The organism is Acidovorax sp. NPDC077693 (assembly GCF_044542805.1).
GTDB lineage: Bacteria > Pseudomonadota > Gammaproteobacteria > Burkholderiales > Burkholderiaceae_C > Acidovorax.
Genome location: NZ_JBITVD010000020.1, coordinates 113,432 through 127,971, shown reverse-complemented (window position 1 = coordinate 127,971; position 14,540 = coordinate 113,432). Strand labels below are relative to the sequence as shown.

Sequence of the window (14,540 nt, the reverse complement as noted above, 5' to 3'; positions counted from 1 at the left end):
TCACAGCGCCGTCATTCATCGGCGGCAGGACTATCCCCTGTAGAGTTCGAACAGCGACATTCCCAACGGCTCAAAAGTGTCTAGATAAGCCGGGGTGATTCAATTCACCTCATGGTGGCTGCAATACATCGATCATGGGTGAGGTAGTGCTCAAGGGCGGCAGCCTTTTGCGCCTGTGAGAACTTGGGCTCACGCCCTGCATAGCTTTTCGGCAAGTCCTGGCGCTGCTGATATTCCCGATACCAACCTTTCAATGAGTTCTTGGTCGGGTATCCCAACTGCCTGATAGTGGGCCTGACTCGCATGCCCAACTTGATGAAGAGCTCAACTGCTCGGATTCTGTCTTCATAGGAATACATGAACTACTATCTAGTAGTCCAAGTTTTCGTCCGCACCCCCCCAGACAGTTTGGACACCGTCAGCCTTACCGGCAAAATGATCCGTCTGCCAGCGATAACCTTCGATAGCAATCGATGATTTATCTTTTTAAAATCAACAACTTACGTTGATTTTTCGATAATCACCGATAGCCTCAAAAACTATAAAACTTACTCCCACTCGATCGTCGCTGGCGGCTTGCTGCTCACGTCATACGTCACGCGGTTGATGCCCCGCACTTCGTTGATGATGCGCCCCGACACCTTCTTGAGCAACGCGTACGGCAGCTCGGCCCAGTCGGCGGTCATGAAGTCGCTGGTCTGCACGGCGCGCAGGGCCACGACGTAGTCGTACGTGCGGCCATCGCCCATCACGCCCACGCTCTTGACCGGCAGGAAGACGGTGAAGGCCTGGCTGGTGAGGTCGTACCAGGTCTTGCCGGTGGCTTCGTCCACGTGGTTGCGCAGCTCTTCGATGAAGATCGCGTCGGCGCGGCGCAGCAGGTCGGCGTATTCCTTTTTCACTTCACCCAGGATGCGCACGCCCAGGCCGGGGCCGGGGAAGGGGTGGCGGTAGACCATGTCGGGTGGCAGGCCCAGGGCCACGCCGAGTTCGCGCACTTCGTCCTTGAACAGGTCGCGCAGGGGCTCCAGGAGCTTGAGGCCCAGCTGCTCGGGAAGGCCGCCCACATTGTGGTGGCTTTTGATGGTGACGGCCTTCTTGCTCTTGGCGCCGCCGGATTCAATGACGTCGGGGTAGATGGTGCCCTGTGCCAGGAAGGTGGCGCCCTTGTGGCCGCCGTCGCCCGCCTTCAGTTTGGCGGCCTCCTGCTTGAATACCGTGACGAACTCGCCGCCGATGATCTTGCGCTTGGCTTCGGGCTCGCTCACGCCGGCCAGCTTGCCGAGGAACAGTTCGCTGGCATCCACGCGGATCACGCGGGCGTGCAGCTTGCCCTCGAACATCTCCATGACCATGTCGCCTTCGTTCAGGCGCAGCAGGCCGTGGTCGACGAACACGCAGGTGAGCTGGTCGCCGATGGCGCGGTGAATAAGGGCAGCAGCCACCGACGAATCCACACCACCGGACAGGCCCAGGATGACTTCCTCGTCACCCACCTGCTCACGGATCTTGGAGACGGCTTCCTCAATGTAGTCGCCCATGATCCAGTCCGCCTGCGTGCGGCAGATATCGATCACAAAGCGGTTGAGCAGTGCCTGGCCCTGCACCGTGTGGGTGACTTCCGGGTGAAACTGCACCGCGTAGAACCGGCGCGCTTCATCGGCCATGCCCGCAATGGGGCAGGACGGTGTGGAGGCCATGACCTTGAAGCCTGGCGGCAGCTCGGTGACCTTGTCGCCGTGGCTCATCCAGACCTTGAGCATGCCGTGGCCTTCTGGCGTGGCGAAGTCTTCGATGCCCTTGAGCAACTCGGTGTGGCCATGGGCACGCACTTCTGCGTAGCCGAACTCGCGGGTGTTGGAGCCTTCGACCTTGCCGCCCAACTGGGTGGCCATGGTCTGCATGCCGTAGCAGATGCCGAGGACAGGAATGCCCAGCTCGAACACGGCATCGGGGGCGCGGTCGTCCACCTCGTAGACACTCGCGTGGCTGCCCGACAGGATCACGCCCTTCAAGCGGCCATCGGCCGCGAATGCGCGCACCCAGTCGCTGCTCACGTCGCAGGGATGGACTTCGCAGTAGACGTGGGCTTCGCGCACGCGGCGCGCGATGAGCTGCGTGACCTGGGAGCCGAAGTCGAGGATGAGGATCTTGTCGTGTTGCATGGTGGTGGTCTTCAGAGGCGGGAAAGGTCAAGAAGCGGCACGCCGCTGCGCTCGGCAGCGGCAATCTGCTGGAGATCGAAGGTGGCCAGCGGCAGGCGCAGTGAGCGCGCAAGCCACAGGTAGGCAGCATCAAAGGTGGGCAGGCCGGTGTCGAGCGCCACGTCCATCACGGCCTTGTGCTGGGCGGGAGCCAGTTCGTGCAGCTCCACGCGGTGGCGTATGGCTTCGAGCACGCCCCACAGGCCTTCGACCGAGGCGGGCGGTATGCGGCCGCTGTGCACGCCGGTGCTGATGAGGTTGCTGCACTCCCACTGCCAGAGGTTGGGGGCCTGGGGCTCGACCTCGTCGCGGCGGATCAGGGTGTACAGGCGGCGCGTGTGCTCGCTGGCCGCGTCGGGCAGCAGCCAGGCGGCGGTGACGGAGGCGTCGAGGACGAAGGCGGTCATGCTGCCGCCCTGCCCTTGCGGCGCAAGGTGTCGGGGCTGGGCGCCTCGGCCGCGGGGCGGATGCTGGCGTGCAGCGCGTCGATCTGGCCCAGTTCGCGGGCGATCTGCTCGTCGGTGATGACCGGGCGGCGGCGCACGGGCAGCAGGCGTACCACTTCTTTGCCGTGGCGGGTGATGCGCACTTCTTCGCCCTGCTCGACCAGTTCGATCAGCGCGGAGAACCTGCTCTTGGCTTCGTAGATACCGACGGACTGCATGGATGCGCGGACCCCAAAAAGAAAAAGTCTGGCCTGAATGGTGAATTCAGACCAGACTATATCATTCTGACCAGATATTTTCAATCAGGCCAGATTGGATCGGCGGTGCTCAGTCAGCCCTGTAGTTCGGAGCTTCCTTGGTGATCTGCACATCGTGTACGTGGCTTTCGCGGATACCGGCGGTGGTGATCTCGACGAACTCGGCCTTGTTGTTCATGTCTTCGATGGTGGCGCAACCGCAGTAGCCCATGGCGGCGCGCACGCCACCGGCCATCTGGAACACGATGGAGACCATCGAGCCCTTGTAGGGCACGCGGCCTTCGATGCCTTCGGGCACGAGCTTGTCGGCGTTGGGGTTGCCGGTGGTCGATTCCTGGAAGTAGCGGTCGGCGCTGCCCTGCTGCATGGCGCCAATGCTGCCCATGCCGCGGTAGCTCTTGTAGCTGCGGCCCTGGAACAGGATGACTTCGCCGGGTGCTTCTTCGGTGCCCGCGAACATGCCGCCCATCATGATGGTGCTGGCGCCTGCAGCCAGCGCCTTGGCGATGTCGCCGCTGTAGCGCACGCCGCCGTCCGCGATCAGCGGTACGCCGGTGCCCTTGAGGGCGGTGGCCACGCTGTCGATGGCCATGATCTGGGGCACGCCCACACCGGCCACGATGCGGGTGGTGCAGATGGAGCCCGGGCCGATACCGACCTTGACCGCATCGGCCCCGGCCTCGACCAGTGCCAGCGCGGCCGCGCCGGTGGCGATGTTGCCGCCGATCACATCGACCTGCGGGTAGTTCTGCTTGACCCAGCGCACGCGCTCGATCACGCCCTTGCTGTGGCCGTGGGCGGTGTCGACCACGATGGCGTCCACACCGGCCTTGACCAGCGCTTCGACGCGTTCTTCGGTGCCTTCACCCACGCCGACCGCAGCGCCGACGCGCAGGCGGCCCGAGGGGTCGCGGGCGGCGTTGGGAAAGCTGGTTTGCTTGGTGATGTCCTTGACCGTGATCAGGCCCTTGAGCTCGAACGCGTCGTTCACGACCAGGATGCGCTCGAGCTTGTGCTTGTTGAGCAGCGCCTTGGCTTCGGCAGGCGAGGTGCCTTCCTTTTCGTTGACGGTGATGAGCTTCTCGCGCGGGGTCATGATCTGGTGGACCTTGACGTCGTAGCGTGTCTCGAAGCGCAAATCGCGCCCGGTGACGATGCCGACCACCTTGCCGCCGTCGCACACCGGAAAGCCCGAGATGCCCAGCTGCTCGGACAGCTGCAGCACCTGCAGCACCGTGTGCTCGGGGGTGATGACCACGGGGTCGCGCAGCACGCCGGACTCGTAGCGCTTGACCTTGGCCACCTGGGCGGCCTGCTCCTGCGCCGTGAGGTTCTTGTGCACGATGCCGATGCCACCCTCCTGGGCAATGGCAATGGCCAGGCGCGCCTCGGTCACGGTGTCCATGGCGGCGGACACGAGAGGCAGGTTCAGCTGGATGTTACGGGAGAGTTTCGTCGCGAGGGACGTGTCCTTGGGCAGGACCTGGGAGTACGCTGGCACCAGCAACACATCGTCGAAGGTGAGCGCTTTTCCAAGAAGGCGCATGAGAAGGCTCCAAAAGACGGATTGTACCCGCGCCCTGTGCGGCCTGCAGCCGGCGGGGCCCGGCAGCGGGCGTTGTGGCGCATGCGCTGCGGGTTGTTCAGAGGGAAAAGTGCCGCCAGTTCAGAGGCAAAAGTGCCTCGAGTCCGTGCAATGTGTCGTGCCAAAAGCACCGCCCATCCGATGGCACTGGCCGCGCCCCAGGCTGGCGGCTAAACTTGTTCGCATGAAAACGCACAAGCTTCTCCTGCTGGCCATTGCCTGCACCTGGGCCATGGGCGCAGCCGCGCAATGGCAGTGGATCGACAAGGACGGCCGCAAGGTATTCAGTGACCGGCCCCCGCCACAGGAAATCCCTGACAAGAGCATTCTGAAGCAGCCCAGTGGCGGGCGGGCAGCGGTAGCACCACCTGCAGCGGCACCTGCAGATGCCGCCCCTGCGACCGCATCCGCAGATGGGGCCTCCGCACCCAGAGCAGCTGCCAGTGGCGCCGCCAGCGGCAAGGATAAGGCGCTGGAAGAGAAGAAGGCCCAGGCGGAGGCAGCCGAAGCCGCGAAGAAAAAAGCCGAAGAAGACAAGCAGGCCAAGGCCAGGGCGGACAACTGCAACCGCGCTCGCCAGGCCAAGGCTGCGTTCGACTCCGGAAGGCCCATCACCCAGACGAACGCGCAGGGCGAGCGCATCTTCCTGGACGAAGGTGGCCGCGCAGCGGAAACCAAGCGGCTGGACTCCATCATCGCCTCCGACTGCAAGCGTTGATGGACAGCGGGGGCGCTGGTCGTCAGCGCCTGCACAGGCACCCACGGGCTGCTACCCCGCCAGGTCAGTAGCCCGATTTGCCGCCCGGGCGCTGCCGGGCAAAGAGCCCCGTCGTGCGTGCGCCTTGCCGCGCAAAGCGTTCGCGGCGGGCGACCTTGGGGTCGACCTTCAAGGCCCTGTAGACCTCCACCCGGTCCTGGGCCTTGAGCACCACGTCCAGCCCCGCAGCGCGCCCCCAGATACCGATGGCCGCAGGCCCCAAAGCCACGCCCTGCAGGCCCTGCACATCCACCCCACAGACCTGCAGCGCGTCTTGCACCGTGGCACCTGCAGGCAGCTCCAGCGCCCATTCGCGCACTTCGCGCGGCGCCAGGCAGACGGCCACGGTCACCGGGACCGACGACGCCGGCGCGGCCGCAGGCACCGCCCCGGGCGCTTCAGCCATACACCTGCTCGGCACGCTTGACGAAGGCATCCACCATGCTGCCCGCGATGCGGTCGAACACCGGCCCTACCAACGCAGCGAGGGCCGTGCTGTCAAAGCCGTAGTGCAGCAGCAACTCCACCTTGCAGGCGCGCTGGCTGCCGTCGCCCACCGTGTGAAAGTGCCAGTCGCCCTCCAGCTGGGAGAACGGCCCTTTGACAAGGTGCATCTGCACGCGCTTGCCGGCCTCGTGGGTATTGCGGGTCACGAAGGTCTGGCGGATTCCGCTGAAGGAGATGCCCACCTCCGCGGTCATGCCGTCGCTGGTGCGCTCCAGCACGGCGGCGTGGTCGCACCAGGGCAGGAACTGGGGATAGTGCTCCACCCCGGTGACCAGGGCGAACATTTCTTCGGGGCTGTACCAGATGAGGACGGACTTGTGAACGGTTTTCATGCAGACGGAGCTTGAGCGAAAGCGCGCAAGCCGGAGAAATTAGAATCGCTGTTGCGACGACAACATTGTAGGGAGGCCTTTTATCTCCCGGTTTGCGCCGCATCTAAACCCAATGGCCAAGAAACCCGATCCCACCGCCCGCATTGCCGACAACAAAAAGGCGGCCTACAACTATTTCTTCGAAGAACGCCACGAGGCAGGCGTCGTCCTGTACGGCTGGGAAGTGAAGGCCCTGCGCGAAGGCAAGGTGCAGCTGACCGACGGCTACGTGCTGATCCGCGAGGGGGAGATGTTCCTGATGGGCTGCCAGATCAACCCGCTCAAGACCGCGTCGACCCACGTCAACCCCGACGCCATCCGCACCAAGAAGCTGCTGCTCAAGAAGGACGACATCAAACACCTGATCGTCAAGGTCGAGCAAAAGGGCTACACGCTGGTGCCGCTGAACCTGCACTGGAAGAACGGCTATGTGAAGTGCGACATCGCCCTGGCCAAGGGCAAGGCCGAGCACGACAAGCGCGACACCATCAAGGACCGCGAAGGCAAGCGCGAAGTGGAACGCGCCATGAAGAGCAGGAACAGGTAGCCCCCTGAGGTGCTGCGCACCGTCGCCCCAAGGGGGACGCCCCCGGTGCCCGCAAGCGGAGCTCGCTTCGCAGCTTGGCGGCCCTTGCACGGGGATGCTGGCTGGGATCGCGCCAGTTTTGACGCCTGTGCGCGTTGGATGTATTGAGTTTTTTCATGCGCAGTGGAATAAACCGCTGCGCCGCGGTGTTCTTGGAGTTGCAAGGCGGCATGTGCCGTTGTCTGCAAACCCTCTTCTTCCACCTGGAGACACCATGAAAAAGACCCTCTTGTCCCTCGCCGCGTTCGTAGCCATCGCTGGCTGCTCCACCATGGCGGCCGACGGCCCCGTGAAAACCATGGACGGCGTGCTGGTGGGCGCTGGCGGCATGACCCTGTACACCTTCGACCGCGACGCCGCCGGCAGCGGCAAGTCGGTCTGCAACGGCCCCTGCGCCACCAACTGGCCGCCGCTGATGGCCGCCAAGGCGCCCGGGGGCGACTACAGCGTGATCACGCGCGACGATGGCAAGACCCAGCTGGCGTACAAGGGCAAGCCGCTGTACTACTGGGTCAAGGACACCAAGCCCGGCGACAAGACGGGTGACGGCGTGAACCAGGCCTGGCGTACCGCCAAGCCCTGATGGACCCGGCCGCCCCGCAGCGCACCGCACCACGGTCTGCATGAACCGCACCCAGGTCGTCGAGCAGTTGCCCGCCCTGCGCAGGTATGCGCGGGTGCTGACGGGCGATGCCTGGGCTGCGGACGACCTGGTGCAGGACACGCTGGAGCGCGCCTGCAGCAAATGGCTGCTGTGGCGCACGGGCAGCGACCTGCGGGCGTGGCTCTTCACGCTGATGCACAACCTGTACCTGAACCAGGTGCGCACCCAGCCACCCTGGCCGCATGCGGACATCGACGACCTGCACGACACCCTGCAGGGCAGCAGCGCCGGCATGGGGGACGACGCGCTGGACCTGGAGCGCTGCCTGCAGCGCCTGCCGCCCGACCAGCGCGCCGTGCTGCTGCTGGTGACGCTGGAGGACATGGACTATGCCGACACCGCCCGGGTGCTGGGCATCCCCGTGGGCACGGTGATGTCGCGCCTGTCCCGGGCCCGCAGCCGCCTTCGCCTGCTGATGGAGCGGCCGCCTGCGCCGGTGCCCGACGCGTTGACACCCGCCGCGCAGCAACCTGCGCCCCAGCCTCTTCCCCATCCCACCGGCCAGCCACCCACATTGCGCCGCCTCAAATAACCCATGTTTGATGCACGCCAGCCCGCCATGGACCACAAGCACCACCCCCCTCCTCCACCCGCCGACGGCGACGAAGCCGCCGCGTGGCATGCGCTGGTGGACGGCCGCCTGCCGCCGGCGCAGGCGGCGGCACTGCGCGACAAGCTCGAACGCCAGGCGGGCGCCGAAGAGACCGTGGCCCACTGGCAGCACCAACGCCAGCAACTGCGCACACTGCACCAGAGCCTGCTGACCGAGCCCGTGCCCGACGCCCTGCTGGCCGCGGCGCAGCGCGCGTCGGTGCGCCAGCAGCGCCATACCCAGTGGTGGCGCTGGGGCGGCATGGCGGCATCGGTGCTGGTGGCCTTCGCGCTGGGCTGGACCGGACGCAGCCTGGTGCCCGACATATTGCCCGGCGTGTTACCCGGCATGGCGCGCCTCAACGCGCCCGCGCCCACGCCGGCGCTCGCCGCCACCGGTCAGCACTTTGCCCAACAGGCCGCAGTGGCCCACGCGGTGTACCAGCCCGAAGTGCGGCACGCCGTGGAGGTGCCGGCAGCCCAGCAGGAACACCTGGTGCAGTGGCTCTCCAAGCGGCTGAGCCGCCCGCTCAAGCTGCCCGTGCTGGCCGACGAAGGCTATGAACTGGTGGGCGGCCGCCTGCTGCCCGGGGCGCCGGGAGACGCAGGTGCACGCGCGCAGTTCATGTACCAGAACGCCCAGGGCGGGCGCATCACCCTGTACCTGGGCGCCGTCGCCGCAGGCCAGCCCGGCGCGGCAACGGCCGCACCGAAGCAGCCCGATGCCGCAGAAACTGCCTTCCAGTTCTCCAGCGACGGCCCGGTCCCGAGCTTTTACTGGGTGGACCAGGGCTTTGGCTATGCGCTCAGCGGCCAGCTGTCACGCCAGCAACTGCTGGTGCTGGCATCGGCGGTGTACAAGCAGCTCTAGGGAACCTCTGCACGGATCACCGCACCGTGGGCATCGGCGGTCTCGGGCGGTCTGCGGCGTTGCAAAGACTCGCAGTAGCTGCCGCACGGCAAGGCGTGCCGCGGCGCGAGAGGGTGAAAGGCGACGCCGTATCAGCCCAGCGCCACCAGCGGATGCGCGTGCGCAGGCCAGGGGCTCGCAAAGAACGGCGCCACCATGTCGGGCGTCACGTCCTCGATGCGGGCGGGGTTCCACTTCGGCGCGTGGTCCTTGTCCACGGCCAGCGCGCGGATGCCTTCCACCGTCTCGCTCTGGCCGGGGCGCAGGTAAAAGCAGTGGCGCACCATGTCGCGCTCCATGCGCAGGTCGTCGGCCAGGCCCATGTCGCGCGCGCGGCGGACCTGTTCCAGCACGACGTGCAGCATCAGCGGCGAGCGCTTGCGCAGCGTGGCCGCCGTGGCGCGCGCCCAGTCGCTGTCGGCGGACTCCAGCGCCCGCACGATGTCGCCCACGCCGGGCAGCGCAAAATACTGGTCAATATCGGCCCTACCGCTGGATGGATGAGCGCCAGCAGCTACCAATTTTGTAGCAACATAGTTTTTGACCGCCGCACCGTCGGCAAACGTCCGCGTGGCCAGGGCTTCCCACACTGCAGGCAACTGGTCCGAGGGCATGCGGCCGTCGGCCAGGTGGCTGGCGATGGCTTCGTCGGCACCGATGGTGTCGCCCGTCAGGGCCAGCCACTCGCCCACGCGGCCGGGGCAGCGGCTCAGAAAGTACCCGCCGCCCACGTCCGGGAACAGGCCGATGGCGGTCTCCGGCATGGCCATCTTCGTGCGCTCGGTCACCACGCGCAGCGCAGCACCCTGGCTGATGCCCATGCCGCCGCCCATCACGATGCCGTCCATGAAGGCGATGTACGGTTTGCCGTAGTGGTGGATGAGGTGGTTGAGCGCGTATTCCTCGGTGAAGAAGTCTTCGAGCTGCGGGTTGCCCTGGCTGCCGGCCTGGTGCAAAAAGCGGATGTCCCCGCCCGCGCAAAAGGCGCCGAAAGGCCCTTCCTTATTGCTGCCGCGAACCGCCACGGCCAGCACCCGCGCATCGCTTTGCCACGCCAGCAGCACGCGCATGAGATCGCGCACCATGCCCAGCGACAACGCATTGAGCGCACGCGGGCGGTTCAAGGTGATCAGGCCCACCTGGCCACGCACTTCGCTCAGAATTTCTTTATCCACCACCGCCACTGTCTCCGTCATTTTTTATTCCTTACAAAGGTAGGTTTCACACACACACTGAAATGCGCACCCACTGCGGCATGCACTGCATTCCGGGCCGCGCTGCGCCTTGCTCACTGCGAGGCGCGCCGCGCCCCCATGACCTCATTGAACACCAGCGCGCCGATCACCAGCGCACCGCCGCCCAGCACCGCGGCGCCGGGCTCTTCGCCCGCACCCAGCCAGGCGAGCAAGATACCGAAGATCACCTCCAGCAAACTGAGCAGCGCAATCTCCGGCGCCTTCAGCACCTGCCCGCAGCGCACGGCCAGCACGCACGGTATGGCCAGTTGCACCACCCCGAGCAATGCCAGCAGCCACAGGTCGTGTGCCGAGGCCTGAAACGGCAGCGCCAGCGGCAGCGTGGCCACCACCGACAACACCGCGCCCACCAGCACCGCAGGCACCAGGTCCACCGCGTGGCCGTGGCGCTGCGAGTGCTGCACCACCGTCCAGTTCACCGCCCCGGCCACCGGCACGCACAAGGCCACCAGCGTTCCCACCACTGGCAGGCCCGCCATCTGCGAGCCGTACATCCATCCAATGCCCAGCGCCGCCACGCCAATGGCAAGCCAGGTGCGCGGCGCGATGTGGTGGCCGATGAAGATGCGCGCAAACAGCGCCGTGAGCAGCGGGGCCGCCGCCATCGTCACCAGCACGTTGGCCACGGGCATGAGCAGGATGGCCACCATGAACGCGGTGAACATCACGCTCCAGCACAGGCCGGATATCCACAGCGCCCGGCCGCTGCGGTGCAGGGACGCGAACACCGTGCGTCCCTGCATCAGCGGCAGTATCACCAGCAGGGCCGCCAGCGTGAACAGGCTGCGCCAGAAGGTCACCTCGAAGCTGCGCGCGGCCTCCAGATGGCGCGTGACCACGCCCGCGATCGACCACATCAGGGTGACCGCCACCATCAGGGCCACGGCGCGGGAGTGCGTGAGCTGGGGCAAAGACATGGAGCGCGTTCAGTCCGGGTGGTGGTAGTGGTGATGGTGATGGAAAGCAGGCAGTACGTCCGACATGAAAAAAGGGCCACAGCATGGCGGTGGCCCTTCGGGCGACACACAGAAAACTTCGGGGTGAACCTCAGTTCCTGCGTGCGCTCACTCTGCAGAACGCAGCGTCTTCACGCTGGCAACTCAGGAGCGGCCTGCGCGCTTGCGCTCGTTTTCGGTCAGGAAGCGCTTGCGGATGCGGATCGACTTGGGCGTGATCTCGACCAGCTCGTCGTCCTCGATGAATTCCACCGCGTATTCCAGCGTGGCGTCGATGGGCGGCGTGATCTTGATCGCGTCTTCCTTGCCGGACACGCGGAAGTTCGTCAGCTGCTTGGTGCGCGTGGCGTTCACGATCAGGTCGTTGTCGCGGCTGTGGATGCCGACGATCATGCCTTCGTACACGGGGTCGTTCGCCTTCACGAACATGCGGCCGCGGTCGTCCAGCTTGCCCAGGGCGTAGGTGAAGATTTCACCGTCGTCCATGGAGATCAACACGCCGTTCTTGCGGCCGCCGATGTCGCCCTTGTGCGGCTCGTAGCTGTCGAAGATGTTGCTGATCAGGCCCGAGCCACGCGTCAGGTTCAGGAATTCGTTGGTGAAGCCGATCAGGCCCCGCGCAGGAATGCGGTACTCCAGGCGCACGCGGCCGCGGCCGTCCGGCTCCATGTTCACCAGCTCGCCCTTGCGCTCGCCCAGGGCCTGCATCACGCCGCCCTGGTGGCCTTCTTCGATGTCGGCCGTCACCAGCTCGATAGGCTCGTGCTTGACGCCGTTCACGTCCTTGAACACCACGCGGGGCTTGGACACGGCCAGCTCGTAGCCTTCGCGGCGCATGTTTTCCAGGAGGATGGTCAGGTGCAGTTCACCACGGCCCATCACTTCGAAGATGCCTTCTTCGTCGGTTTCCTTCACACGCAGGGCCACGTTGTGCTGGAGTTCCTTTTGCAGGCGGTCCCAGATCTGGCGGCTGGTCACGAACTTGCCTTCGCGGCCTGCCAGCGGCGAGGTGTTCACGCAGAAGTTCATGGTCAGCGTGGGCTCGTCCACCTTCAGCATGGGCAGCGGTGCGGGGTTGGCGGGGTCGGTGACGGTCACGCCGATACCGATATCCTCGATGCCGTTGATCAGCACGATGTCGCCCGGGCCGGCCAGCGGCGTCTGCATGCGATCGAGGCCCTGGAAGGTCAGCACCTGGTTGACACGGCCCTTCACGGCCTTGCCATCGGGGCCTTCCATGACGACCACGTCCATCATGGGCTTCAAGGTGCCCTGGCTGATGCGGCCCACGCCGATGCGGCCCACGAAGGTGGAGAAGTCCAGCGCCGAGATCTGCAGCTGCAGCGGAGCTGCCGGGTCACCCGAGTTCGGGGGAACGTGCTTGAGGATGGTGTTGAACAGGGCCGACATGTCGGGGCCCCACTGCTCGCCCGGTGCGCCTTCTTCCAGCGACGACCAGCCGTTGATGCCCGAGGCATACACCACGGGGAAGTCCAGTTGTTCGTCGGTGGCACCGAGCTTGTCGAACAGGTCGAACGCGGCGTTCACGACCTTGTCGGGGTTGGCACCGGGCTTGTCCACCTTGTTCACCACCAGGATGGGGCGCAGGCCCAGGGCCAGGGCCTTCTTGGTCACGAAACGCGTCTGGGGCATGGGGCCCTCTTGCGCGTCGATCAGCAGCACCACGCTGTCCACCATGGACAGGGCACGTTCCACTTCGCCGCCGAAGTCCGCGTGACCGGGGGTGTCCACGATGTTGATGTGGGTGCCTTCCCAGCTCACGGCGCAGTTCTTGGCCAGGATGGTGATGCCACGTTCTTTTTCGATGGCGTTGTTGTCCATCACGGTGTCGACCACTTTTTCGTGGTCGGCGAAGGTGCCGGACTGGCGCAGCAGTTGGTCGACCATGGTGGTTTTGCCATGGTCAACGTGGGCGATGATGGCGATGTTGCGGATCTGTTTCGTCATAGTTTTTCCAATGTGCCGCTGGCTTGCAGGTGCGGCGTGCCTTCCAAAATTTGTTGAATTTCCAGCGGACTCAGGAGCCTGTCGGGCACCAGCTCCCCGCCAACGATGTGGCCCACCCCCAGCAGCGCAGGGGGCACGTCGCCAAACACCGCCACGGCACCTGCATCAGGCCAGGTACCTCGGCGGCGTACGCCCGACAGGAAGCGAGCGGCATTCTCGCTGTCCAGCGTGACACGCACATGTTGTGCCAAAAGTGATTCCGGCGGCTCAAGCTGCGCAAGCCGCGCGCCCTCCTCCATGGCTTCGAGCTCTGCCAGCGTGACGCAGCGCTCCACACCGATACCACCGGTATCGATGCGCCGAAGAAAGGTCAGGTGGGCGCCCACGCCCAGCGCGGCGCCCACGTCTTCGCCCAGCGTGCGGATGTAAGTGCCCTTGCTGCAGCGCACCACCATGCGCACGGCGATGGCGTCCGGGTGGTCGGCCAGCAGGGTGAGCGACAGCGCGTGGATCACCACGTCGCGTGCGGGCCGCTCCACCTCGATGCCGGCGCGGGCGTATTCGTACAGCGCCTTGCCATCCTTCTTGAGGGCGCTGTGCATGGGCGGCACCTGCTTGATGGGGCCGGTGAACTGCTGCTGCACGGCGGCCAGGCGCTCGGGCGTGAGGTCTGCCAGCACCACGGGGCGGCGCTCCACCACATCGCCCTCGGCGTCGCCGGTGGTGGTGGTGGTGCCCAGCAGCGCCACGGCTTCGTAGGTCTTGGGGGCGTCGAGCTGCAGCTGGCTGAACTTGGTGGCAGCGCCAAAGCACAGCGGCAACACGCCGGTGGCCAGCGGGTCGAGCGTGCCGGTGTGGCCCGCCTTTTCGGCGCGCAGCAGCCATTTCGCCTTTTGCAAGGCGTCGTTGCTCGACAGGCCGAGCGGTTTATCCAGCAGCAACACCCCATGCACAGGGCGCCGCTGCACCCTGGTGCGAGGCGCGTGCGCAGCAACGCCCCCACGCTCTTTCACTGCGTGCAAATCGCTGCCCCCCAAGGGGGCTTTCGCACCTTGGGGCGGCCCGGCGGTACTCATGCCTACTCCTCTTTAGCGCGCGAAGACACAGCCTTGGCGATCAAGGCGTTCATGTCGGCCGCACGCTCGGAGGTGCGGTCGAACACGAAGTGCAGCGTAGGCACGGTGTGGATGTGCAGGCGCTTGAACAGGCCGTTGCGCAGGAAGCCCGCCGCCTGGTTGAGCGCGGCCTGCGTCTCCACGGGGTCGCCCGTCAGCAGGCTGAAGAACACCTTGGCGTGCGCATAGTCGGGAGTCACCTCCACGCCCTGCAGCGTCACCATGCCCACGCGCGGGTCCTTCAACTCGCGCGCGATCAGCTCCGTCAGATCGCGCTGGATCTGATCGGCGACCTTGAAGGCGCGGTTGGGGGTGGCAGATTTCTTCTTGGCAGCCATAGTGTCAATACCTCCCCTGTGTCGCGTGG

At 65.7% G+C, this 14,540-nt stretch carries 16 protein-coding genes and 1 pseudogene; 5 read left to right on the top strand and 12 right to left on the bottom strand.

The annotated features are described in order from the left end of the window. Positions 1–107: 107 nt before the first annotated feature. The 5 genes and pseudogenes from ACIGHN_RS24035 to guaB form a co-directional block, all read right to left on the bottom strand. Positions 108–359, bottom strand: a pseudogene (locus ACIGHN_RS24035) (IS3 family transposase); the annotation flags it as partial. A gap of 189 nt (positions 360–548) precedes the next feature. After that, complete coding sequence (gene guaA / locus ACIGHN_RS24030) at positions 549–2,165, bottom strand: glutamine-hydrolyzing GMP synthase (RefSeq protein ID WP_396506586.1); 1,617 nt, start codon at positions 2,163–2,165, stop codon at positions 549–551. Between the two features lie 11 nt (positions 2,166–2,176). Next, positions 2,177–2,611 carry a type II toxin-antitoxin system VapC family toxin gene (locus ACIGHN_RS24025; RefSeq protein WP_396506584.1) on the bottom strand — a complete coding sequence of 145 codons (435 nt, stop codon included), beginning with the start codon at positions 2,609–2,611 and terminating at the stop codon, positions 2,177–2,179. Continuing rightward, the gene (locus tag ACIGHN_RS24020; protein WP_396506582.1) at positions 2,608–2,868 is read right to left on the bottom strand and encodes a type II toxin-antitoxin system Phd/YefM family antitoxin; all 261 of its coding nucleotides are present in this window, start codon (positions 2,866–2,868) and stop codon (positions 2,608–2,610) included. The genes ACIGHN_RS24025 and ACIGHN_RS24020 overlap by 4 nt, the downstream gene beginning before the upstream one ends. A 109-nt stretch (positions 2,869–2,977) precedes the next feature. Beyond that, positions 2,978–4,453, bottom strand: coding sequence for an IMP dehydrogenase (gene guaB / locus ACIGHN_RS24015; protein ID WP_056414478.1), 1,476 nt, complete (start codon positions 4,451–4,453; stop codon positions 2,978–2,980). Positions 4,454–4,676: 223 nt separating this feature from the next. Here guaB and ACIGHN_RS24010 point away from each other — a divergent pair, with 223 nt between their 5' ends. After that, complete coding sequence (locus ACIGHN_RS24010; RefSeq protein ID WP_396506581.1) at positions 4,677–5,210, top strand: DUF4124 domain-containing protein; 534 nt, start codon at positions 4,677–4,679, stop codon at positions 5,208–5,210. A 64-nt stretch (positions 5,211–5,274) separates the two neighbouring features. Here the strand turns inward: ACIGHN_RS24010 and ACIGHN_RS24005 are convergent, their stop codons facing one another. Further along, positions 5,275–5,655: an RnfH family protein gene (locus ACIGHN_RS24005; protein WP_396506579.1), complete on the bottom strand. Its 381-nt coding sequence runs from the start codon at positions 5,653–5,655 to the stop codon at positions 5,275–5,277. After that, entirely contained in the window at positions 5,648–6,088 is a 441-nt protein-coding gene (locus tag ACIGHN_RS24000) for a type II toxin-antitoxin system RatA family toxin (RefSeq protein WP_396506577.1), read from the bottom strand. Before ACIGHN_RS24000 ends, ACIGHN_RS24005 begins: the two co-directional genes overlap by 8 nt. 112 nt (positions 6,089–6,200) lie before the next feature. Here ACIGHN_RS24000 and smpB point away from each other — a divergent pair, with 112 nt between their 5' ends. The 4 genes from smpB (at position 6,201) to ACIGHN_RS23980 (ending at position 8,839) form a co-directional block, all read left to right on the top strand. Then, positions 6,201–6,674, top strand: a complete 474-nt coding sequence (gene smpB / locus ACIGHN_RS23995; RefSeq protein WP_056414488.1) for an SsrA-binding protein SmpB — start codon at positions 6,201–6,203, stop codon at positions 6,672–6,674. A gap of 253 nt (positions 6,675–6,927) precedes the next feature. Further along, positions 6,928–7,296, top strand: a complete 369-nt coding sequence (locus ACIGHN_RS23990; protein WP_056414489.1) for a hypothetical protein — start codon at positions 6,928–6,930, stop codon at positions 7,294–7,296. A 40-nt stretch (positions 7,297–7,336) separates the two neighbouring features. Next, on the top strand, positions 7,337–7,909 hold the full coding sequence (locus tag ACIGHN_RS23985) for an RNA polymerase sigma factor (protein ID WP_056414492.1): 573 nt from the start codon (positions 7,337–7,339) through the stop codon (positions 7,907–7,909). 3 nt (positions 7,910–7,912) lie between these two features. After that, positions 7,913–8,839, top strand: coding sequence for an anti-sigma factor family protein (locus tag ACIGHN_RS23980; protein WP_396506575.1), 927 nt, complete (start codon positions 7,913–7,915; stop codon positions 8,837–8,839). 131 nt (positions 8,840–8,970) lie between these two features. Here the strand turns inward: ACIGHN_RS23980 and ACIGHN_RS23975 are convergent, their stop codons facing one another. From ACIGHN_RS23975 to rbfA, 5 genes are all read right to left on the bottom strand, one after another. Further along, a complete protein-coding gene (locus ACIGHN_RS23975; protein WP_396506574.1) occupies positions 8,971–10,074 on the bottom strand; it encodes an enoyl-CoA hydratase/isomerase family protein in 1,104 nt (367 codons plus the stop codon). 92 nt (positions 10,075–10,166) lie between these two features. Next, positions 10,167–11,051, bottom strand: coding sequence for a DMT family transporter (locus ACIGHN_RS23970; protein WP_200912403.1), 885 nt, complete (start codon positions 11,049–11,051; stop codon positions 10,167–10,169). Between the two features lie 183 nt (positions 11,052–11,234). Continuing rightward, the gene (gene typA / locus ACIGHN_RS23965; protein WP_056414499.1) at positions 11,235–13,058 is read right to left on the bottom strand and encodes a translational GTPase TypA; all 1,824 of its coding nucleotides are present in this window, start codon (positions 13,056–13,058) and stop codon (positions 11,235–11,237) included. Next, positions 13,055–13,999 carry a tRNA pseudouridine(55) synthase TruB gene (gene truB, locus ACIGHN_RS23960; RefSeq protein WP_396506572.1) on the bottom strand — a complete coding sequence of 315 codons (945 nt, stop codon included), beginning with the start codon at positions 13,997–13,999 and terminating at the stop codon, positions 13,055–13,057. Before truB ends, typA begins: the two co-directional genes overlap by 4 nt. 137 nt (positions 14,000–14,136) lie before the next feature. Further along, entirely contained in the window at positions 14,137–14,511 is a 375-nt protein-coding gene (rbfA, locus tag ACIGHN_RS23955; RefSeq protein WP_056172037.1) for a 30S ribosome-binding factor RbfA, read from the bottom strand. Between the last annotated feature and the right edge of the window lie 29 nt (positions 14,512–14,540).